This window comes from Shewanella sp. 10N.286.52.C2 (assembly GCF_002874545.1).
In the GTDB taxonomy this organism is placed as follows: Bacteria; Pseudomonadota; Gammaproteobacteria; order Enterobacterales; family Shewanellaceae; genus Shewanella.
Genome location: NZ_MCTV01000001.1, coordinates 175960 through 195763, shown reverse-complemented (window position 1 = coordinate 195763; position 19804 = coordinate 175960). Strand labels below are relative to the sequence as shown.

At 40.9% G+C, this 19804-nt stretch carries 25 protein-coding genes; 14 read left to right on the top strand and 11 right to left on the bottom strand.

The window, feature by feature from the left end; translation table 11 throughout:
• Positions 1 to 102: 102 nt before the first annotated feature.
• From BCU94_RS00790 to BCU94_RS00780, 3 genes are all read left to right on the top strand, one after another.
• The gene (locus BCU94_RS00790; protein WP_102475364.1) at positions 103 to 360 is read left to right on the top strand and encodes a cysteine-rich CWC family protein; all 258 of its coding nucleotides are present in this window, start codon (positions 103 to 105) and stop codon (positions 358 to 360) included.
• A 303-nt stretch (positions 361 to 663) separates the two neighbouring features.
• On the top strand, positions 664 to 2031 hold the full coding sequence (locus BCU94_RS00785; protein ID WP_102475363.1) for a sodium:alanine symporter family protein: 1368 nt from the start codon (positions 664 to 666) through the stop codon (positions 2029 to 2031).
• Positions 2032 to 2100: 69 nt separating this feature from the next.
• Complete coding sequence (locus tag BCU94_RS00780) at positions 2101 to 2493, top strand: hypothetical protein (protein ID WP_102475362.1); 393 nt, start codon at positions 2101 to 2103, stop codon at positions 2491 to 2493.
• Positions 2494 to 2557: 64 nt separating this feature from the next.
• On the opposite strand, the gene BCU94_RS19635 is transcribed toward BCU94_RS00780, so the two are convergent.
• The 5 genes from BCU94_RS19635 to BCU94_RS00760 all read right to left on the bottom strand — a co-directional run bounded on the left by BCU94_RS19635 (position 2558) and on the right by BCU94_RS00760 (position 5803).
• Entirely contained in the window at positions 2558 to 2734 is a 177-nt protein-coding gene (locus BCU94_RS19635; RefSeq protein ID WP_198589379.1) for a hypothetical protein, read from the bottom strand.
• A gap of 304 nt (positions 2735 to 3038) precedes the next feature.
• The gene (locus tag BCU94_RS00775) at positions 3039 to 3728 is read right to left on the bottom strand and encodes a TorF family putative porin (RefSeq protein WP_102436622.1); all 690 of its coding nucleotides are present in this window, start codon (positions 3726 to 3728) and stop codon (positions 3039 to 3041) included.
• Between the two features lie 289 nt (positions 3729 to 4017).
• Positions 4018 to 4290 (bottom strand): HU family DNA-binding protein, encoded by a 273-nt coding sequence (locus BCU94_RS00770; protein ID WP_102436624.1) that lies wholly within the window; start codon positions 4288 to 4290, stop codon positions 4018 to 4020.
• A 241-nt stretch (positions 4291 to 4531) separates the two neighbouring features.
• Entirely contained in the window at positions 4532 to 5329 is a 798-nt protein-coding gene (locus BCU94_RS00765) for a response regulator (RefSeq protein WP_102436626.1), read from the bottom strand.
• A gap of 87 nt (positions 5330 to 5416) precedes the next feature.
• Positions 5417 to 5803 carry a hypothetical protein gene (locus BCU94_RS00760; RefSeq protein ID WP_102436628.1) on the bottom strand — a complete coding sequence of 129 codons (387 nt, stop codon included), beginning with the start codon at positions 5801 to 5803 and terminating at the stop codon, positions 5417 to 5419.
• Positions 5804 to 5906: 103 nt separating this feature from the next.
• Here BCU94_RS00760 and BCU94_RS00755 point away from each other — a divergent pair, with 103 nt between their 5' ends.
• Entirely contained in the window at positions 5907 to 6416 is a 510-nt protein-coding gene (locus BCU94_RS00755; RefSeq protein ID WP_102436630.1) for a DUF4240 domain-containing protein, read from the top strand.
• A 94-nt stretch (positions 6417 to 6510) separates the two neighbouring features.
• On the opposite strand, the gene BCU94_RS00750 is transcribed toward BCU94_RS00755, so the two are convergent.
• Positions 6511 to 6846, bottom strand: coding sequence for a hypothetical protein (locus tag BCU94_RS00750; protein WP_102436632.1), 336 nt, complete (start codon positions 6844 to 6846; stop codon positions 6511 to 6513).
• A 357-nt stretch (positions 6847 to 7203) separates the two neighbouring features.
• Between BCU94_RS00750 and BCU94_RS00745 the strand changes: the two genes are divergently transcribed.
• Positions 7204 to 7734 carry a DUF3016 domain-containing protein gene (locus BCU94_RS00745; protein ID WP_102436634.1) on the top strand — a complete coding sequence of 177 codons (531 nt, stop codon included), beginning with the start codon at positions 7204 to 7206 and terminating at the stop codon, positions 7732 to 7734.
• 99 nt (positions 7735 to 7833) lie between these two features.
• Here the strand turns inward: BCU94_RS00745 and BCU94_RS00740 are convergent, their stop codons facing one another.
• Entirely contained in the window at positions 7834 to 8145 is a 312-nt protein-coding gene (locus BCU94_RS00740; RefSeq protein ID WP_076540628.1) for a prephenate dehydrogenase, read from the bottom strand.
• Between the two features lie 50 nt (positions 8146 to 8195).
• Here BCU94_RS00740 and BCU94_RS00735 point away from each other — a divergent pair, with 50 nt between their 5' ends.
• A complete protein-coding gene (locus BCU94_RS00735) occupies positions 8196 to 9107 on the top strand; it encodes a TraB/GumN family protein (protein WP_102475361.1) in 912 nt (303 codons plus the stop codon).
• Between the two features lie 141 nt (positions 9108 to 9248).
• The gene (locus BCU94_RS00730; RefSeq protein ID WP_241901136.1) at positions 9249 to 10118 is read left to right on the top strand and encodes a MaoC/PaaZ C-terminal domain-containing protein; all 870 of its coding nucleotides are present in this window, start codon (positions 9249 to 9251) and stop codon (positions 10116 to 10118) included.
• Between the two features lie 101 nt (positions 10119 to 10219).
• Here BCU94_RS00730 and BCU94_RS00725 read toward each other — a convergent pair whose 3' ends face one another.
• On the bottom strand, positions 10220 to 11845 hold the full coding sequence (locus BCU94_RS00725) for a mechanosensitive ion channel family protein (protein WP_102436640.1): 1626 nt from the start codon (positions 11843 to 11845) through the stop codon (positions 10220 to 10222).
• 110 nt (positions 11846 to 11955) lie between these two features.
• Here BCU94_RS00725 and BCU94_RS00720 point away from each other — a divergent pair, with 110 nt between their 5' ends.
• Complete coding sequence (locus BCU94_RS00720; RefSeq protein WP_102436642.1) at positions 11956 to 12273, top strand: hypothetical protein; 318 nt, start codon at positions 11956 to 11958, stop codon at positions 12271 to 12273.
• Here the strand turns inward: BCU94_RS00720 and BCU94_RS19850 are convergent.
• The gene (locus BCU94_RS19850) at positions 12270 to 12395 is read right to left on the bottom strand and encodes a hypothetical protein (RefSeq protein ID WP_277869338.1); all 126 of its coding nucleotides are present in this window, start codon (positions 12393 to 12395) and stop codon (positions 12270 to 12272) included. The two genes, BCU94_RS00720 and BCU94_RS19850, sit on opposite strands and share 4 nt — an antisense overlap.
• Before the next feature lie 296 nt (positions 12396 to 12691).
• On the opposite strand from BCU94_RS19850, the gene BCU94_RS19505 reads away from it, so the two are divergent.
• The 6 genes from BCU94_RS19505 to rraB all read left to right on the top strand — a co-directional run bounded on the left by BCU94_RS19505 (position 12692) and on the right by rraB (position 17364).
• Positions 12692 to 12931 (top strand): ABC-type zinc uptake system zinc chaperone, encoded by a 240-nt coding sequence (locus BCU94_RS19505; RefSeq protein WP_133126465.1) that lies wholly within the window; start codon positions 12692 to 12694, stop codon positions 12929 to 12931.
• An 85-nt stretch (positions 12932 to 13016) separates the two neighbouring features.
• Positions 13017 to 14228: a hypothetical protein gene (locus tag BCU94_RS00715; RefSeq protein ID WP_102475360.1), complete on the top strand. Its 1212-nt coding sequence runs from the start codon at positions 13017 to 13019 to the stop codon at positions 14226 to 14228.
• Positions 14218 to 15120 carry a zinc ABC transporter substrate-binding protein gene (locus tag BCU94_RS00710; RefSeq protein ID WP_241901140.1) on the top strand — a complete coding sequence of 301 codons (903 nt, stop codon included), beginning with the start codon at positions 14218 to 14220 and terminating at the stop codon, positions 15118 to 15120. The genes BCU94_RS00715 and BCU94_RS00710 overlap by 11 nt, the downstream gene beginning before the upstream one ends.
• A 4-nt stretch (positions 15121 to 15124) precedes the next feature.
• Positions 15125 to 15898, top strand: coding sequence for a metal ABC transporter permease (locus tag BCU94_RS00705; protein WP_102436648.1), 774 nt, complete (start codon positions 15125 to 15127; stop codon positions 15896 to 15898).
• 218 nt (positions 15899 to 16116) lie between these two features.
• The gene (locus BCU94_RS00700) at positions 16117 to 16905 is read left to right on the top strand and encodes a 1-acylglycerol-3-phosphate O-acyltransferase (RefSeq protein ID WP_102436650.1); all 789 of its coding nucleotides are present in this window, start codon (positions 16117 to 16119) and stop codon (positions 16903 to 16905) included.
• Between the two features lie 57 nt (positions 16906 to 16962).
• Complete coding sequence (gene rraB, locus BCU94_RS00695; protein ID WP_102436652.1) at positions 16963 to 17364, top strand: ribonuclease E inhibitor RraB; 402 nt, start codon at positions 16963 to 16965, stop codon at positions 17362 to 17364.
• Positions 17365 to 17474: 110 nt separating this feature from the next.
• Here rraB and BCU94_RS00690 read toward each other — a convergent pair whose 3' ends face one another.
• Positions 17475 to 18434, bottom strand: coding sequence for a sensor domain-containing diguanylate cyclase (locus tag BCU94_RS00690; RefSeq protein WP_102436654.1), 960 nt, complete (start codon positions 18432 to 18434; stop codon positions 17475 to 17477).
• 88 nt (positions 18435 to 18522) lie between these two features.
• Complete coding sequence (locus BCU94_RS00685) at positions 18523 to 19518, bottom strand: response regulator (protein WP_102436656.1); 996 nt, start codon at positions 19516 to 19518, stop codon at positions 18523 to 18525.
• Positions 19519 to 19804 lie beyond the last annotated feature (286 nt).

Sequence of the window (19804 nt, the reverse complement as noted above, 5' to 3'; positions counted from 1 at the left end):
AGTTTCAAGCTTATGCTTTTAAGCTACAATCGTTAAGGCATAGCCTTATCTCATAAAGCATTTTATGGAAATTAAACCAGTTAACGAAACAAAGTGAACCAGATGAAAGATGTAGAAATATACTCACCAAACCAAGCAATTGAACCATTAGTATCTGAGGCACAAGACGCGATTTTTGAGCCATTAGCGTGCCCCGTTTGCCAGCAGGTTAATCAATGCGCGGTTAGTGCGGGTAAACCGATTGAAGACTGCTGGTGTTTAAGCGCTTCAGCTAAAGCTGTGATCAGTGACAAGCTGCGCACAGAGTTAAAGGGCAAAGCCTGCGTCTGTCAAAGCTGCTATCAAAAACTGTCCCAGTGAAGGCCTTAATGACTGCTTATTCAGGGTGTTTAGGCTAGGTTGTAATGGTTCAATAAGATTTAAGCGCTAATTTAGTTAGCGCTTTTTTTATAATTAAATTAATTTAATTGGCTGATAAAAAACTGTTATTTGCTGATTTGTTCGGTTTGAATCGTACCGATGTTTCCAATTTAGTGCCAATGAAGGTAATCTGAAATTCACGCACTGATGTATTAGTAGTGTGAACGCAGTAACCGTAAAAATAACGTTTAGTGATAACGATTAATAATAACTATAAATATTTAACTCATTATGAGGTTTTCAATGGAAGGATTAACGGCATTTATTAATGCAGTAAACAGCATCGTTTGGGGCGTACCCATGTTGGTGATGATTTTAGGAGTGGGATTATTTTTATCTATCGGATTAAAATTAATGCCAATCCTAAAATTAGGCACTGGTTTTAAACTGCTGTGGTTGGGTCGAGCAACCGACAGTGATAGCACTGATAAAGGTGAAATTAGTCCTTTTAATGCGCTAATGACATCGCTCTCAGCCACCATAGGAACAGGTAATATTGCTGGTGTGGCTACCGCTATTTTTATTGGTGGGCCAGGGGCATTATTTTGGATGTGGTGCACCGCATTAGTGGGTATGGCGACCAAATTTGCCGAAGCGGTATTGGCAGTTAAGTATCGTGAAAAAGACAGTAATGGCAATCACGTCGGTGGACCGATGTATTACATTAAAAATGGCTTAGGCAGCAAATGGGCCTGGTTAGGGACAGCGTTTGCGATACTGGGCTCTATTGCCGGTTTTGGGATCGGTAATACCGTGCAAACTAACTCAGTGGCAGATGCCATGAGTGCTAACTTTGGCGTGCCGAGCTGGGTTACTGGTTTAGTCTTAATGGTACTCGTCGGTGCAGTACTCATGGGCGGTATTAAACGTATTGCAGAAGTTGCTGGTAAACTCGTGCCGTTAATGACCCTGTTTTATATTGCCGCGGGTTTAGCTGTTTTAGTGGTATATGCAGACCAAATTCCTGCAGCATTTGAATTAATTATTCACAGTGCGTTTAACCCAGTTGCTGCTCAAGGCGGTTTTGCTGGCGCAGCTGTTTGGGCTGCGATTCGTTTTGGTGTCGCCCGTGGTGTGTTCTCCAATGAAGCGGGCTTAGGTAGTGCGCCCATTGCTCACGCTGCAGCGCAAACCAATGATCCGGTAAAGCAAGGCTTAGTGGCCATGCTAGGTACATTCATTGATACCATCATTGTGTGCTCTATTACCGGTTTAGCGATTATTGTTTCCGGTGCTTGGACATCAGGTGAGAACGGCGCCGCATTAACTTCATATGCATTTTCACATGCACTGCCCATGGGTAATTATATTGTGGCGGTAGCACTTGCTGTGTTTGCCTTCACGACTATTCTAGGGTGGAGTTTTTATAGTGAGAAGTGTGTTCAATACTTGCTTGGCGATAAAGCGGTAAAACCATTTCGTTTAATATGGACCCTTGTTGTACCCATAGGCGCCGTGAGTTCATTAGAGTTTATTTGGCTGTTGGCTGACACGCTTAATGCAATGATGGCCATTCCTAACTTAATTGCGCTAGTCCTATTAAGTCCTGTGGTCTTTGGTTTAACCCGAGAGTATTTTGCCAAGCAAAAAGCTAAGGCATTAGAGAGCTAATAACGCTGTTGATGAATGATGAAGGCATACACGGGGAGTGTATGCCTTTACTGAGAAGGAATATTATCGATGAAACTTTCAAACCAGATACTTCCATTGAGTTTTTTGCTTATGGCTTCATTAATCGTCGGTGGCTGTAATGGCATCTCTATAAGAACCAATGCTGATGAATATATTACTTACCAAGCTAAAGCTTCAACGGTTGAAATCTATCAGCCCAGTGAATTGTATAACCATGACAATGAACCGCTAGGTGAGGTGGTGACGACGTATTGCGCTAACAAACCTGAAGTAATAGAGGTTGGTGTCCCCAGTATCAGCATGCTGAAAAAAGAATTAAAAGTGCAAACCCAACAAAGGGGCGGTAATGCACTCATTATCACAGACTGCGGCAAAATGATTTACCCAGCCTGTTCAATTTATTTAGAGTGCAATGGTCTTGCATACTTATTAAAGTCTTAATCTTAAAGTGAAGCTTTAAGCTTATAAAAACTATTGGCCTGATGAGCCCGGACAAGGAACTGGGTTAAAAGAAGTCATCTTCCCCTAAGCTTTTTCGCAATTCAGCTTGTTCTAGATAATCATCTAAGCGGCGTTTAACCTGCCTTTTACGTTCAATAATTTCAGCGGAGCGTTGATTTTTTGGTGAAACCATTGCCTCGATTTCAGTATCATTTGGGATAGTCTCAGTAATATTAGCCATCACTTTATCCTCACATGGGTGGTACTCGTAAAGCATAATTAATGGCTTTACATAAACGGTAATCACAGCCTGAACGGCTTGAAACCGTGAGCACAATATTGCTACTTTATTGCTGAGCAATAATTTGCTAGGCAGCAGAAAAATAACCTCATAATTTGAATGTAGCAGCTAATAAAAAAAATGCGCACTTCTGTGGTGAGGATTTTGAGGCTCAGAGCAATAAAAAACGCCACCCTAAGGTGACGTTTTTTGATTTTTTAATAATTTAGATTAAATAGCTAACATCATTTAATACTTTTGATGGTTATAGATCGAAGCTATATGAGTAACCAAGAACAATTTTAGCATCATCATCTTCTAAATCAGTATCTGTTGCCATGAACGAGATAGTACCGAAATCAGTATCAGTGCTTAGTGATACGTTGTACTCAGAATAGCTATCAGTGCCGTACCAGCTGGTGATTACATCACCGTTTGAGTAACCATAATGGAAACCCAGTGACACTTTTTCAGTTAATGGGAAAGTCAGGTTAGCTTGAGCATACATCATATCTTTTGAATCTAATGGGCTTTCAGCAATATCATCACCGCCATTGACTGTGTAAGAGTATGCGACATCTAACCATTTCCACGCGAGACCAACTGTTACTTCACCAAAATCAACACTGCCCGGTGAATCTGGGTAAGCGTAATAAAGGTAGTTAATGTCGTAGCTTAAGTCTTCTGTAATGTCACCACCGAAACCGGCATACACATCAAGCTCATAAGAGGTGCCGTCACCAAAGTCTACATTTGATGCCCAACCACCGACATAGAAACCTGACTCATGGCCATAATCAATGCCCCCCTGAACCGCAGCACCACTAGTTTGTGACACACCACGCCAAATATAGTCTGACGTCGCGCCAATATTACCCGTGACTTCAGCTAAAGCTGTAGTGCTTAAAAGTAAACCTGTTGATAGCGCAATAGCTTGATACAGAGATTTTTTCATTTTCATTCCCTCAAAGTTTTATTATTCAATTAGCATCTTGCATAAAGTCGGGTCGACGCTAAATGTTGTTTTATCTGAGGTACGTGTTGCTAATGATGTGCCATGTTTATAAAGTTCAATTAATCAATAGCTTAAAAATTACTGCACATTTATGTTGCATTTATGTTGCCACTTAATGATGCGTAGTTGCACTTTAATTGTGCAGTTTAAGTGTTGTTTTTACTTATTTATGCAAAAAAAAGACATAAAAAAACCTCCAAAAAAGGAGGTTTTATCGTTTTAGCGGTTTTTAGTTAACACTATTTTTTAGCGTTTTACCTGCTTTAAACTTAGGTACTGTTGCTTCAGCAATTTGGATCTCTTGGCCGGTTTGTGGGTTACGACCTGTACGTGCAGCACGAACTGATGTTTCGAAAGAACCAAAACCTACGATAGAAATCTTGTCGCCGTTTTTCATGGCTTCAGTTACCGCTTCTTCAAAAGACTTTAGTGCACGACCCGCTTCAGCTTTTGTTAACTCAGCATTTTCTGCAATTTTTGCAATTAATTCACTTTTGTTCATGTTGTATTCTCTGCTTTCCATAGATGTATTTATTTAGAACTAGATTAACATGCCATAAGCCATAAGGCTTTGAAAGCATTTTATCTGATAAATGTGCTGCTATATTGCAAATAAGTAACTTTTTAGTGATCTAGTTAGCTTAAACTCGGCTGAGTGAATTAACTGCTTCTGCCGTTTTTATCAAGTTTATTGATTTGTTGCTGCTCATTTTGAACTTTGGCCTACAAAAATTTGTTAGCTATCAATCTTCTAACAGTTGATACAGGAGTTGCTTCACTAACTTAGGTTCAAAGGGTTTATCACATAGCGCATTAACACCTGCGCTTGATACGTTGCTTAGGTGGGTATCGTTAGCTTCTGATGACACCATCAAAATCGGCACATGAGACTGCTGGCTTTGGTGGCGTATATATTGGGTCAATGCCAGTCCATCAACACTTGGCATATTGTAATCGGTGATTACTAAATCAAACATTTGCTGTTGCATTAATTCGATAGCTTCAGCGCCATCAGTTGCCTCGCTTATCATCCGAATACCTAAATTAGTAATAGTTCGTTTGATAATGTTTCGCGCCATGCGGCTATCATCAACCACTAAAGTGCGAATATCCTGAACATCAAAATGGCTTAGGTCCAGTTCGTCATTACTGATTAAATCAATAGTGGAATTCAGTGCTGTGGCCAAATGATCGGCATCGAAAGGCTTAGGTAAAATCGCGACGGCTCCAGATTGCCTAAATATTTCCAGTTGCTCACGGCGACATTCACTGGATACCAACATAAATTGAATATCTTGATAGTCAGAGTTTTGTTTAATAAAACTGAGTAGTTCAGTCGCTTCACCGTCAGTAAAGTGTAAAGCGCTGACAATGAGATCTGGCGTGTGTCGAACAATAATCTCTTTAGCTTGAGCAAGATTAGCGGCGGTTTGTATGCTATGTACGCCTTCTTGTTGCAGGCGTGAAATAATTATTTTTCTCTGAACATCAGATGGTTCAACTAGCAAAATGGATAATTCACTGGGCGATAAATGGCTCATTATATAGCTTCTTATTATTCGATCTGAGTTTTATGGGCGCATGTTAACTTATGCTAAGGGATGAATATAGTCAGCAGGGCGCCTTTGTTAACTTTTGGGCTTCAAATAAATCGCTGTTTCTTTACAAAATGCCACCCAGTATTGAAACACCAGCAGTGAAAATAGTACCGCAGCAATGGCAGGAATAGGGATATTAAAGCCATTGAACACCACTTTTACATCTTCAGGAGTGATTTGATAGGCGATAATAGCAGTGGTAGACAGTGCTAATATCGCTAAGGTTTGAATGGCTAAATATACCTTTAAGGCAATGCTGGCCCAGTGTGTTCGCATTAATAAGCCAACCAACACAGGGATAACGCCGATACTGAATAAATCTATACTTTGAATGCTATAAGAGCGCCAAAGGGCCACAATAGACAGTAACACGTACAATGCAATTAATAGGGTTAATCTTAACGGTGGTTTATTCATAGTATTATTATCATTATTGGAACTATGTGAGTGGTCATGTGGTGTAGAATAGCGTGAGTAGAGATAGTTTGTGAAAACGTTTTTTAAGAAATTAGGATAAGTAATGACTGAGGCGGAATTTTGGTCTTTGGTGACCCGTAGCCATCCTGAGCAATCAGAGCAAGCGTGCCATGATCAATTAGTGGAAAAATTGTCGGCGCTCGATGATGCTGACTTAGCGGCTTTTGATAAGATATTTGGCCAACAAATGCGCCGCAGTTACCGCTGGGATATTTGGGGCGCAGCTTACATTGTTACTGGCTGTGATTCAGATTATGGCTTTGTGGAGTTTCGAGGGTTTATTTTATCCTTAGGTGAGACCTGGTATAACAAGATTATTGCTAACCCCGACTGTTTGGGCGAGCTTGAGTTATGGCCAACAAAAGATGACTATGCTTATCCCTTTATTGAAGATTATGATTTGATTGCCGGAAAAATCTATGAAGACCGCTGCGGTGAAGAGCTGCCTTTTGTACCCTCTGGTCAGCATACTCCTCAAGGTAAAAAGTTCAGTACCAAGAAAAAAGATCTCCGTAAAAACTATCCTTTATTAAGCCAGCGTTTTCCATTTTAAATATCGCTGAAAGTTAATTAAGCATCCACAAAAAATGCAGCTTTATAGCTGCATTTTTAGTGTAATTGAGATGTAAGCCTGTCAATCGGCAGACTTAGCTACTGCAAGTTTCTGATTGAGTATCAAACTCTAAACCGTATTTAGCGCAGGCTTGAGTCATAAACTTGTGTGCAGCGGTTTGTAACTGCTGATCAAGGTTTTTCTCTAATTCAGCATTAAACTCTTGCTCAGCGACTTGTATATGCTGGTTCATTAATTGCTGGTGTTGTTTTATCGCTTCGGCGCCTTTTGAATCGATATCAAATTGATGGGCAAAGCTTGAAGATGACACCAGCATGGCGATAAAAACTGTCGCTGCGAGAGCGATAGGCTTAATCATCTTATTGCTGGTAGTTGTGCCGATTGCTGTATTGGTTTCGATGTTATTCATATTAACTCCAGTATTGATACGTTAATTGCTATTAGCGCTGAATCCTTGAGCGATATATATGTCCAAATTTTATTCGTTGGTCAGTCTTTCGCGATATTCACCTTGATATTGTTAAGGGAAATAAGGCGCTAGTACTTGTTGAGAGACACATTAACCTATTTTTACTGAATGATTACTGAACAGTTAGTTTGTTATTTGAGCAGATTTTGGGTTGGTCGGTATTAATCTCTATCAAATGTTGTTTCAGCAAGTATTGCTAGAGTAGGTTAAGCTTATATTCAGGTAACTGCTTGTATAATCCGACAAGTATAGAATTGTTGATTTTTTAAACACTAGGTTCATAGCTAGGGGAAAATGATGAAAATGAAATATTTACTATTAGCAGGTGCATTGGTATGTAATGTTGCTGCAGCTAAGGACGAAGTCGTGGTCAACCCAGTGACTGAAGACGGTGTGGTTAAAATTCAATGGCAAGAACCTAAAAAGTACCGAGATTTAAAAACGGCCAATGAAGTGAAATCTCGTTTTCAGCAGCGCTTTTTCGACACTATGACTAAAAATATCAACAAAGAAGCTGAAAAGATTTTAAAACCAGAGCAGAAACTTGAGATGGTGGTTTCTGATGTGGATTTAGCCGGTGATCTGCGGCCAACATTTGGCGCGACCTCCGCTAGTGAACTGCGGATTGTAAAAGACTTATACCCACCACGTATGACCTTTAGCTACAGCATCACTGAAGGTGAGCAAGTGATTATGGCCGGTGATGAAAAGTTAGTTGATATGAACTTTATGTATGGCACCCATTCAACCCGTAATCAAAAGCCGTTTGAGTATGAGACTAAAATGCTTGAAGATTGGTTAAAGAAAACCGTAGCACCTAAGTTATAAATATCTATGATTCAGTAGTTTATGTTATATTTAAAATCTAAAGCGGCTTATTGATAAGCCGCTTTTTTGTGCCTAAACATCACTAAGTGCTGGTGTCAGCTATTTGGTGTTCTGTTTGAATAAGTGCAAGGTTTGCAGCAAAGCACCGAGCTTTTTCACATAAGCCTCTAAGGTTTCAGGCGGAATATGTCTGAGTTCTTGGATCTCATCTAACTCGTCAGCTAATTCTTGTACATAAGGCAAGAAGCGGTTACTACTTTGGCTAAAGCCTTGTTCTTCGGTAAAAATTGCTACAAACTTACCGTGGCCGACTTGGTGTAATTCATCGAGTCTTTTATCGGCATCAATGGCTTGACGGTATCCTGTTTGCAGGCTTTCTTTTATTTGCTGGATAACTTTGGTATACGGCATGATAGCCTCATTCAACATCTTCAAATTAAGCTAAATTATAAGGGTCTGCTATGGGACTAACAAGTCTAATGGATTTTAAATTAACGTTTGCTGCAACAAAGCGTTGCTCTGCTTATTTGAGTTTGTTAATCGTCGCTATTTTAAGCTGTGGTTTAGCGACTGCAGCTGAAACCGACACGCCGCCTTTTTATAAAGTCACTTATCAAGGTAAACAGGCATTCATATTAGGCTCAATTCATGTGGGCAAAGCTGATTTTTACCCGATGGCACCGGTTATTGAGCAGGCTTTTTCTCAGGCTGATGCATTGGTAATTGAAGCGGATGTGACTAAAGCCGATACTCAACAACTATTAGGTCAATATGGCCTAGCAACTCCAGCAAGCAGCGTCGATTTAGGGCAGGCTTATCCAGCTTTTTGTAAACTCAATTTAGCGGTTTGTCAGGGATTATCGCCTTTAGCGCCATGGCTTCAGGCTGCGCAAGTAGCATTAGTGCGTTTCAGTCAGTTAGGGTTTAGCGCTGAAGAAGGGGTGGATGTGACTTTTGTAGCTAAAAATCAAGGGCGCACTTTGTTAGAGCTTGAAAGTGTGGCCTACCAGTTTGAGTTGATTTCATCTTTTAGTCAGCAAACGCAACGGCAAATGTTAGATGAAGCGGTTGAGACAAGTGATGAAGAAATGCTGGAAATGGTGGCCGCTTGGCGCGGTGGAGATAAACAAAAACTTGCCGATATCATGGAGCATCAAAGCGATGATGTAGCCAAAGAATTAGTTGAAAAACTGCTGTGGCAGCGGAATCAGCAAATGAGTCAGCGCACCATAGCGCTATTAAACGAAGGCAATTATCAGCAGCTGTTTATCATTGTCGGTGCAGGCCACTTGGTGGGCCGCCAATCGATGCCGATGATATTAAAGCAAACAGGGGCTGAGGTAACAGATTGTTGGCATGCCCAGTGTTTATAAACGCCAGTGAGTAAACTTTGGGGCTGTGCGGTATTTTTACACTGTAGTATAATGCGCGCATTAAAGCATTTGTGAGTAGTGTGAAACGGAGAAATACCGTTATTTTGCACAGTAATTTCACCGTATAAAAAGGTAAGCCACTTGAGTAACGATTACTCTATAGCATTAACGTCAATGCCGTCGTTGTTGTCTTTATACCGCAAAATATTATTATCGCGTAAGCCTGGTTGGGATCAGCAACCTTTACCAAAGATCCATGTACAGACGGATGGCATTAGATTATCAGATAAGAAAATTCGTCAATATGCTGAGGTATGTCAGTTTGATTATGATGGCAAAGTGTTACCGCCAACATTTTTGTACGTGCTTGCATTTAGATTACATGCCACCATTTTTACCCATAAAGCGATTACCTTTCCTTTATTGGGGATGATCCATCTTAAAAATAGCATTAGCTTGTATCGGCCTATTAACGCTGATGAGGTTTTTAAGGTTGAGTGCAACCTTATTACTAGCCAAACCACGGATGCAGGACTTGAATTTGAACTAGAATCTAAAGTCTATGTTGGTGATGAACTCGTGTGGCAAGCCTTATCAACTTACCTATACCGTATTGAGTCTAAAGGCCGCAGAGCAAGACCACCGCGAGCTTCTGATATGGTGTGGGAAGACGTCAATACCTGGTCATTAGCTGAAAATTTAGGCCGTCAGTATGCCAAAGCCTCAGGTGATTATAACCTGATCCACCTGCACCCAATGGTGTCTAAGCGTTTTGGTTTTGATCGTGTTTTAGCCCATGGAATGTGGTCTAAAGCCCGTTCACTTGCTGGGTTGATGCAATTTATTGGTGATAGACCATTTAAGGTGGACGTAGAGTTTAAGTTGCCAGTATTTATGCCTTCGGATGTCACCTTTGCTTTTGAAAGCATAGAAAATGGTAAGCGTTTTGAAATGCGTGATATTAAAGGCCGCAGACCACATCTAATGGGTACCATGTCGTACTTAGATTGATACCCTAGCGTTATCGGTAAATGCATAACAAAAAAGCCCGCAGCAAGAAATTGCAGCGGGCTTTTTAGTATTTTAAGGCTATTAGATTAACTTGTCACAGCTTAGTCTGCCGCCTTTTCATGATAAATATGCACATCTCGTTGTGGGAATGGAATACTGACGCCTTGGGCATCAAACTGCATTTTCACTTCACGAGTAATATCCCAATAGACTTCCCAGTAATCCACTGGATTTGCCCAAGGGCGAACCACAAAGTCTACTGACGATTCACCGAGTGTATGTAACTTAATCGTCGGCTCTGGAAACTTTTTCACTTTTGGGTGAGCCATAACAATATCGGTTAAGATTTTTTCCGCTTTAGGAATATCATCGCCATAGCCAATGCCAAAGGTCATATCCACACGACGTTCTTGCTCGGCGGTGATGTTATTGATGGTATCGCCCCAAATCTTATTATTAGGAATAATCAAGCGTTGGTTATCTAAGGTTTTCACTGTGGTAGAGACTAAGCTCATATGGCTAACACGCCCCGTAACACCTGCAGCATTGATTAAGTCACCGACATCGTAAGGGCGGTAGATTAAAATCATCATTCCTGAGGCAAAGTTAGATAAGGTATCTTGCAAGGCAAAACCGATAATCACACCAGCGATACCAAAACCTGCCAGCAGTGGTGCTAATTCAAAGCCAAGTTGTGATAGTGCGATAAGCAAACCTAACGCGAAGATGACGTTACCAGAAATAGAGGTGAAGAAATCTTGCAATAGCATGCTGAAATTAAGCTGGGAAGAATTAACTGCTTTGCGAACCACTTTTTTAACTAATTTAGACACTAAGCTGGTTAAAAATAAAATGATGATGAAGATAACCACTTTAAAGGTAAGCCCTGTGCCATTTTCCAGCGCTTGATTTTTAGCTATATCCATCCAGTCATTCAGTAAACTTGACGCTACATCAAAGTTTAAAACATCTTGAGTAATATCCCCTGAAACACTAAATAGCGTTTGCTTAATTTGCGCAGTGTCTTGGCCTAAGTCATCAAGCATATCGGCGGCAATACTTAAACTGCTGCTGTGCTGTGATAATCGCTCTTTGAGTTCAATAACTTTGGATTTTTGCTCGGCAGTGATATCAGCGCCAGCAGTTGATGCGTCACTAATCGCTTGTTTAAGTTGGTTTTGGGTATAGTTGACGATACTTTCAAGATAGTCAGCCCGCAGGGTTAGCTCATTGGTTAATGCTGTTTTGGCACTGTCGACATTAATATTTAAGGTGTTGGCCCAATTGATTGTTTGTAGTTCAGCCTGTAAGTAAAGATCCCTGTCGGCTTCACGATCAATAACCGCTTTCATTGTTTGAGTCTGATTTTCGTCATCTAATGCCAGTTTCAGGGCTGTGATGTCATCATCTAAATATTTACCGACATTATCTAAAAAGCCCAATTGTTGCTGTATTTGCGGGGTGAGATAGGCTAAATCCGGGTTTTCTTGATTAACTAATGAATCTAATTTTTCTCGTAGTTGATTGTTTTTATTCAGAATGCGGAATTCACTGATTGCTTTTAATTCACCTTTTGCGGTTTTAAGGTAGCTTACATCGGCATCAATGCGTTGTTGTAGTTGGGCTATTTTATTAATGGTTGCAGGGTCAGCTGGCGCTGCAACACTGCTTTGTGAAAAGCTCATTAAGCTGACGAAACAACATAAGATAAGCAAGATTCTAGGCATGATAAACGTCCTGTATATTGATAATGACTTTATCATAAGTTATTGAAGGAAGTTTGACGATAATTTGCTAGACTAACGCACTTTTTATTTTCAGCTACAGGTTGCTCATCATGGCACTGCAATGCGCACATTGTCACAAGCCTATGTCGATTAGTAAGATCAGTGGAACTCGAGGTAAGGGGTTCTCATCGCATATTCAGTGCTATCACTGCCAGGCTTGGCTTGGTCGCCATCGTTATCTTACGATGTTAAAAATACTTGGCTTTTATACTGCGGTAGGTGCGGGGCTGACAGGCTATTTTGTGGCAGGATTAGCCAATATCATTACCCCCGTAATCATGCTGTCGCTGATCCTTACAGGAGTAACGCATTTAATGGATCATTTATTGGTTATTGAAGCGCCTGAAGAGGGCTCTCAAACAAATTAATCTACTACTTGAACTTGATTTTCTAGTGATGTTTCAACGTAGTAAATACCGCCAAGAACTACAACACCGATGATCACCATTGTTAAAATAATGCCCACATTGTCTTTTAATAAATTCATCATAGATAATTCCTCTGTCATTGGCAGATTAAATTGGTATTTATAGTAAATATATTAGCCTTTTCAGCTTAAGCTAATCTTAAAATAGCATAATGTTGAGAGGGTTAAAGCGCCCTTGTTGATCACAAATTTTCAGTAGAAGTGATTTGTAACAAACTTGTAGTTGATTTTTTAGTTTTAATTTATAAGAATAGCAGCCATTGTTACTGGGTATTCGCTGATATGATTTAATGGATGAGACTAGTTAAGTGAGATTTGCTTTGCACATAAGACGAAATATTGCGATGTGGCTTTGCGCCATGCTCGTATTATTGTCTTTTGCCGCATCCGCTCACGGATCTGTTCATAAACATGAAAGCATTAACACTCACTGCAGCTTATGTTTTCATAAGCATCAGGTTCACAAAACCCTTCCAAGTATTGAATTTAGCATTCCGGTTGTACGTCAAGAGTATGAACTCACACCGTTAGCCAATTCAGAATCTCTTAGTTCACATCAGGCTTATTACCATAGCCGCGCACCGCCAATCTTTATTTAATTCAACAGTTTAATTAATAATTATAAATTATATTTCCCGACTATTAAGTAAAATAGCCGGGTGTTTGTTGTATTTTGGAGATTTTATGTTTAGTTCAAATAAACGACTGTCAGCAGTCGCAATCGCGTGTGCCTTTTCTTCAAGCTCTGTTTTTGCAGAAGATTCAAGCTTAACCAATCCTAATATCAGTGCGGTGTTAGATGGTTTTTATCAATCAGGTGATCGTGGTTTAGGTGGCAGAAGTGAAGGCTTTGGTTTGGGTGAAACTGAATTTGCTATCAGCGCTAATATCGATGATATGTTCTACGGTAAAGTCACTGCGATATTAGAAGTGCATGACGGCGAAACTGAACTTGAGCTTGAAGAAGCCTTTATTCAAACCATGGGTATGCCTGGCGGTTTTGGTATTCGCGCTGGTCGTTTCTTGTCTGATGTGGGTTATTTAAATAATCAGCACATTCATACCGACGCTTTTGCTGATCGTCCTGGGGTTTATCGCGCCTTTATGGGCGGGCATTACTTTGATGATGGTGTCAGATTAACTTATGTAGCGCCGACAGATTTGTATTGGACTATGGGTGTTGAAGCCTTTAGTGGTAAAAAAATGCGCGCTGAAGATGAGCATGACGAACGTGACTTTAGTTCAGTAGGGGTGTATTCGGCATTCACCAAGTTTGGCGGTGATATTGGTATCTCGAGTTCTTGGCAAGTGGGTTTAAGTTACTTACGTAATGAAAACGGTAAAACTTATCTAGAAGATGAGCATGAGCCCCATGCTGATGACGATCACGACCATGAAGGTCATAGCCATAGCGCAGCCTATACTGGTGAAAATACCTATATTGCAGACTTTGTCTACAAGTGGGCACCAAATGGTAATTACAAATACCAACACTTAACTGTTAGCGGCGAGTACTTCCGGGTAACTGATATTTTCTCATTTGAAGAAGATCATGAAGATGAAGATGAACATGAACATGAGATACTCAGTGCTGAAGGCCATGACGATTACCATCAAGGTTGGTACTTAAGTGGCGTGTATCAGTTCTCGCCAAATTGGTCTGCTGGTTTACGTTATGGTGAAGTGGATAGCTTTGAAGCCCACGGCGATCACTTAGACCCACAAAAGCTAAAAGAAACCGAATTAAGTTTGGCGTGGCATCAGAGCCATTTCTCCACCGTACGTCTACAATATACTAACCAGAAAGGCACCAACTTTGATGGTTTTGAAGACGATAATATCATTACTCTACAATATGTTATGTCATTAGGAGCTCACGGTGCGCATCAATTCTAAAAAACTAATATTAGCAGCTGGCATATTTGCCAGCTTGTTAACGAGTTCTGCAAATGCAGCGCTTAATGTATTTGCTTGTGAGCCTGAGTATGGCGCATTAGCAAAGGCATTAGCTCCTGATGCTAAAGTCTATTCAGCCACGAGTGCGCAGCAAGATCCACATCAAGTGCAAGCGCGTCCAAGCTTAATTGCTAAAATGCGTCAAGCTGACTTAGTGGTGTGTGCTGGCGCCGATCTCGAAATTGGTTGGTTGCCAATGTTGCAGATGAAAGCCTCAAACAACAAGGTGCTTTCAACTGATACTGGGCTTTTTTATGCCGCGGATCATATCGAGACCTTAGATCAACTTGAGCAAGTGGATCGCTCTATGGGTGATGTCCATGCCAAAGGTAATCCGCATTTACATTTTGACCCTAGAAAGTTCCTTAAAGTGGCGCAGGCGTTATCAGCGAAAATGATTGAGTTAGATCCTAACTCAAGTGCTGAGTATCAAGTTGCATTAACTGAGTTTACTGAGCAGTGGCAGCAAGCTATTCCGCGCTGGGAAGCGCAAGCGCAATCGCTGAAGGGCAAAAAGGTCATTGCTTACCACTCAAGCTTTCGATATTTGTTTAACTGGCTCGGCATGGAGCAAGTGGCAGATCTTGAGCCGAAGCCGGGCATCCCACCCAGTAGTAGCCATTTAGCTAAACTTGTAAGTCGCAGCCAACAAGGTGATGTGATGGCGGTGATAGTGGCCTCATATCAGGATGAGCGTGGCGCACATTGGTTAGGTGAGCGCACTGATTTGCCTGTGGTGATTTTGCCAATGTCAGTAGGTGGCAACAGTCAAAGTCAGGATTTGATTAGCTTATATGACAGCGTACTGACGTTATTAACTGAGGCGCAATAAGCCTATGCTAGATATCGAGCTGCTATTGATTTTGTTTCCGGCATTTATTGCCGGAATCATCATTTTGTCTACCCATGTGGTGTTAGGTCGACAAGTACTTAAACGCGGTATTATTTTCATCGACTTAGCGATTGCCCAAGTGGCTGCGCTGGGGGCTATTGTGGCTCATATGGATCATAGAATTGAAGATATTCCTTATTCTCATGTGTGGATGCCTGCCATATTTGCCTTGGGCGGCGCTGGGCTTATTGCTTGGTTATCCAAGCGTTTTGCCGATGAATTAGAAGCCTTTATTGGTTGTTTTTATGTGCTTAGCGCGGTTGGGGCAATGTTGTTATTGTCTAATGATCCCCATGGCGCAGAGCTGTTAAAGCAGCTAATGTCGGGGCAGATATTGTGGGTAAATTGGTCGCAGCTTGTGCTGCCGGCTTTGGTGTCAGTAGCGATCCTCGCTTTAATTGCATTGAAGCCTCAGATCCTCGAAGGTGCAGGTTTTTACTTTCTATTTGCCATAGTGATTACACTATCGGTTGAATTAGTGGGTGTTTATCTTGTTTTCAGCACCTTAATTTTGCCAGCGTTAGCGTTAAATCAGTATGTGGGTAAATATACCTTGCTGCTGGCTTATGTGGTGGGATTTGTTGGTTACCTAGCAGGGCTTATACTTTCGGCTAGTTATGACTTACCTAGTGGCGCAGCCATTGTTGCGGCATTAGCGGTCAGTGCTGTGTTAATGCGTTTACTGCTCAGTAATCGTTCTAATAAGGCTGAAATGTAACGCTGCAGAATTAATGATGCGTTAATGTTTAAGGCATCATTAATTCACTTTTAGCAGTGTATAATGCCAAGCATATTAATTATCTGAGCTATTCAGAGCATTAATCCGCTTGGTATAACTACTTTAAGCTTACATTTGTACACCGAAATTAACTTAAGCTATTGAGTCCAGCAGATGTGCTGGCTATACTGTCGCCACTTTATTTGTAGGAGTCTGCTGTGCTGTTAATTGCTCGTTCAATTATTCTAGCAGTGTTACTAACACTGGCGTTTTTTTTCGCAATCATCCTTTGTATTGTTAGACCTATGCATCGTGATAATGTCCATGTGATTGCTAAACTATTTTCATCTGTTGCTCCTATTTTAGGGATTAAAGTGATTACCCGTAACGCGGTGATTAACCCTCAAGTAGACACTGGCGCTGAGGCTAACGCTGGTACTGACACTGAAACCGAAGCAAGCCTTAAGCAACCTAAGATCTATTTAGCGAATCATCAAAATAATTTTGATTTATTTACCCATACCTCTGCAGTGCCGGAAGCCACGGTGAGTTTAGGTAAAAAAAGCTTAGCTTGGATGCCATTATTTGGGCAGATTTATTGGCTATCAGGCAATATTCTGATTGACCGTAAAAACCGTCATAGTGCCTTTGATACTATGGCCAAGACTGTTAAGAGAATGAGAGAAAAACTGTTATCTGTATGGATTTTCCCAGAGGGGACACGCTCTAGAGGGCGCGGTCTACTGCCGTTTAAAGTCGGGGCATTCCATACTGCTATCGCCGCCAAAGCGTCAATTGTGCCAGTATTAGCATCTTGCCAAAATCATATTAAACTTAACAAGTGGAATAATGGTGTGGTCATTGTCGAAATGATGGCACCTATGTCGACCGCAAACGTGGATAAAGCCGATGCGAAAAAGCTTTGTGCTAAGGTGCATCAAGTGATGTCACAGCGTTTAGCTGAATTAAATCAAGAAGCATCGCTATTAATGGCTAAACCTCAGTAGCTTTATCACGTATAATTAGCCCTATAGCGTATTTAAATTTGTTAACGGAGAGAATCCATGTCTATTGAAGCTCAACTTAAAGAGCAATTTGCCGAGAACCGTGAAATTATTCAGGCGCTGCTTGATGATGGTTCACAAGCTGATGCTGAATATACTATCGAGCATCATTTCTCTTCGACTAACTTTGATCGTTTAGAAAAAGCCGCAGTTGATGCTTTCAAATTAGGTTTTGAAGTTAACGACGCTGAAGAGATGGAGCTTGAAGATGGCTCAACCATTATTTGCTTTGATGCTATCGCAAATCATGCTCTTGAAGCATCGTTACTTGATAAAGCATGCGAGCAGTTAATGCTGCTTGCTGCCAAGCAAAAAGTTGATTATGACGGCTGGGGCACCTTCTTTATTGGTGACGAAGAAGAGCTTGATGAAGATGAAGACCAAGATGACGACGGTTTCTAAATCATTAACGACTATCGCTTAACTAGCGTCACTCGTTTAATAAATAAGCCCACTTAATTGTGGGCTTTTTAATGGCTTATCGCGGTGGGGATAAAATGAACCTCTGCAGGTTATTTTTCAAATACCGTGGTTTGATTACGGCCATTTTCTTTCGATTGATATAAAGCTTTATCGGCGCCAGATAACCAACTTACACTGCTAGTGGTGGCAGAGGATAAATCATTAACGCCAATACTGATGGTCATTTTAATGATTTGATTGTTATAAACCACTTGCGAGGCTTCGACTTTTTTACGCAGTCGCTCAGTGAAGTATTTTGATTCAGCAGCGGTGGTATAAGTCAATACTACCGCAAACTCCTCACCGCCATAGCGGCCGGCAAAATCAGTTTCACGTAATGATTGCTTTAATATGTTGGCGAGGCTTTGAATGACTTTGTCACCTGCAGGGTGGCCGTATTTATCATTGATGGCTTTAAAATGATCGATATCAATCATTATCATACTGGCTTTTTCACCATAACGGGCAAAGCGCTCGTATTCTTTTTCAAAGCAAACTTGCCAATGACGGCGATTATACAACTGGGTTAAGCTGTCGGTTTGGCTGAGTGTTTCTAGTTGCTCATTGACTGATTTTAGCTGTAATTTATTGATGGCGATATCAGTCACATCATAAACGATAATACTAATATGGGTGATTTCACCCGTTAGCGACGCCAGTGGCAGCAAAGTAATGTTTTGGTACATGTAATCAGCGCGGCCAGTGATCGGGCGATAATTTTTAAACTGGAAGACATAAGGGCGCTGCTCCCAGCTGATGAAAGATCGGTTTTTGAGTAGAAATACCGACTCCATTTTTTGCTTAAGCCATTCAGAGGGTAAATCGTTAAACGCTTCAAAAAGATTGCGACCTTTAATACTGTTAGGTGACACACCGCTATGGTTTTCCATGAAACCATTCCAAAGCTGGATATTGTAGTCACGATCTAACACCACCAAGCCAACTTCAATGGTTTGTACCATATCAATAAGCCAGTGTAGCTCGTTCATTGCGCTTTGATCAGTAGCCATGCTCTAACATCCGTATTGTATTATTCTTTTTATATGCAATGTTAAGTCATTGCAATTAACTAACTGTTTATATGATTATTATCTTAATCTATTCAAATATATAGTGAAGCTTTGCATTCAATGTAGGGATTGAGTCTTCCGTAAATAACAGTAATAAGTCACACTGAATATTGTGGTCTTCAATCTGATAATTGATTTCCATGGCAAGGGTGCGTTGCCATTTTTCTGAGTTGTCATGGATAAGCTCATTTACCGTGCAGTGGCGACCAAGTACAACGGGGTGACCTTGACTAAATTTCATATCAAGCTGCTCTGAAATGCCATTCAAGAATGCCCCAATAAGCACATTACCAGTATCAATGAGCACTTCAATTTCATTGTTAGCATCTTCAGGATCACTGTGGCCCATGAGTTTAGCCATGTCAGCAAAGCTTGAGTCATGGAACAGTAATAACGCCTCACCAGCAACCCCAGCGCCAATAAAACCTTGGCATAATGCAGAAATCTTCGAGCTTTCTTCGGTGGCTTTAAGTGCCATGGTCAGTTCGCTGACTTCTAAAACATTGACGTTGGGGATTGGCAGTTTTACAAAAACATCGAGTAGTTTCGCTAATAAGTCGGCAGCGCGGCCCATGGCGACATTGGCAATTTCTTGGCAAGCGTCACGTAAATCAACTTTAAACATCGGCGTGTCATTGGTTGATTGTTTAAGGGCTAAAGTTAAAATGCCGTATTCTTCTAAGATATTGCTGATGGACTCAGCACTAACCGGCTTTTGAATAAAATCTAATGCGCCAAGGGCTTTTACTCGCTCATGGGCTTTTAATTGAATATCACCAGAGACCACAATGACTAAGGCGGGCAAGTCTTCTCGCTGAATGGCTTCTAGTACTTCATAGCCATCCATGACGGGCATATTAAGGTCGAGAAAGACAATTTCCCCTTTTCCTTGACGGATCACCTCCAAGCCTTCTTCACCATTGGTGGCGTAACTGATTTCAACATCCCAATGTTTGGGAAGTGTTCGCGCCATTTGTTTTCTGGCTAATCCTGAGTCATCACAGATTAAAATAGGAATAGTCATGGCTACAGCAGATCCTTTTACAGGGTATTATTATTTTGAATGCATTAGCTATTACTCGATCGAGCACTTAAACGAACTCCGATTAAACAAGAAAAATGAGTCGATGAGTAATGTTACTTTTTATGGGCAAACATACTACAACTTATTGCTGACTTTTCGCACCAAAAATCGACAATTTTTTGGCGTTTAACGAAAAAATGCTCTTAAATTCAGTAAATCTGAATTTTGACGGCACTTTTGTTCCTGCGGGAACATATATATTGTTGTAGTTTTAGCAGCTTATGAA

Excerpts from the sequence above, each read along its gene's own strand:
- BCU94_RS00775 (WP_102436622.1), bottom strand. The coding sequence starts at position 3,728 with ATGAAAAAATCTCTGTATCAAGCTATTGCGCTATCAACAGGTTTACTT.
- BCU94_RS00685 (WP_102436656.1), bottom strand. The coding sequence starts at position 19,518 with ATGACTATTCCTATTTTAATCTGTGATGACTCAGGATTAGCCAGAAAA.
- BCU94_RS19505 (WP_133126465.1), top strand. The coding sequence starts at position 12,692 with ATGCTCGTATTATTGTCTTTTGCCGCATCCGCTCACGGATCTGTTCAT.
- BCU94_RS00770 (WP_102436624.1), bottom strand. The coding sequence starts at position 4,290 with ATGAACAAAAGTGAATTAATTGCAAAAATTGCAGAAAATGCTGAGTTA.
- BCU94_RS00720 (WP_102436642.1), top strand. The coding sequence starts at position 11,956 with ATGGCACTGCAATGCGCACATTGTCACAAGCCTATGTCGATTAGTAAG.
- BCU94_RS00790 (WP_102475364.1), top strand. The coding sequence starts at position 103 with ATGAAAGATGTAGAAATATACTCACCAAACCAAGCAATTGAACCATTA.
- BCU94_RS00785 (WP_102475363.1), top strand. The coding sequence starts at position 664 with ATGGAAGGATTAACGGCATTTATTAATGCAGTAAACAGCATCGTTTGG.
- BCU94_RS00715 (WP_102475360.1), top strand. The coding sequence starts at position 13,017 with ATGTTTAGTTCAAATAAACGACTGTCAGCAGTCGCAATCGCGTGTGCC.
- BCU94_RS00780 (WP_102475362.1), top strand. The coding sequence starts at position 2,101 with ATGAAACTTTCAAACCAGATACTTCCATTGAGTTTTTTGCTTATGGCT.
- BCU94_RS00745 (WP_102436634.1), top strand. The coding sequence starts at position 7,204 with ATGAAAATGAAATATTTACTATTAGCAGGTGCATTGGTATGTAATGTT.
- BCU94_RS00690 (WP_102436654.1), bottom strand. The coding sequence starts at position 18,434 with ATGGCTACTGATCAAAGCGCAATGAACGAGCTACACTGGCTTATTGAT.
- BCU94_RS00760 (WP_102436628.1), bottom strand. The coding sequence starts at position 5,803 with ATGAATAAACCACCGTTAAGATTAACCCTATTAATTGCATTGTACGTG.
- BCU94_RS00725 (WP_102436640.1), bottom strand. The coding sequence starts at position 11,845 with ATGCCTAGAATCTTGCTTATCTTATGTTGTTTCGTCAGCTTAATGAGC.
- BCU94_RS19850 (WP_277869338.1), bottom strand. The coding sequence starts at position 12,395 with ATGATGAATTTATTAAAAGACAATGTGGGCATTATTTTAACAATGGTG.
- BCU94_RS00750 (WP_102436632.1), bottom strand. The coding sequence starts at position 6,846 with ATGAATAACATCGAAACCAATACAGCAATCGGCACAACTACCAGCAAT.
- BCU94_RS00735 (WP_102475361.1), top strand. The coding sequence starts at position 8,196 with ATGGGACTAACAAGTCTAATGGATTTTAAATTAACGTTTGCTGCAACA.
- BCU94_RS00705 (WP_102436648.1), top strand. The coding sequence starts at position 15,125 with ATGCTAGATATCGAGCTGCTATTGATTTTGTTTCCGGCATTTATTGCC.
- BCU94_RS19635 (WP_198589379.1), bottom strand. The coding sequence starts at position 2,734 with ATGGCTAATATTACTGAGACTATCCCAAATGATACTGAAATCGAGGCA.
- BCU94_RS00755 (WP_102436630.1), top strand. The coding sequence starts at position 5,907 with ATGACTGAGGCGGAATTTTGGTCTTTGGTGACCCGTAGCCATCCTGAG.
- rraB (WP_102436652.1), top strand. The coding sequence starts at position 16,963 with ATGTCTATTGAAGCTCAACTTAAAGAGCAATTTGCCGAGAACCGTGAA.
- BCU94_RS00765 (WP_102436626.1), bottom strand. The coding sequence starts at position 5,329 with ATGAGCCATTTATCGCCCAGTGAATTATCCATTTTGCTAGTTGAACCA.
- BCU94_RS00740 (WP_076540628.1), bottom strand. The coding sequence starts at position 8,145 with ATGCCGTATACCAAAGTTATCCAGCAAATAAAAGAAAGCCTGCAAACA.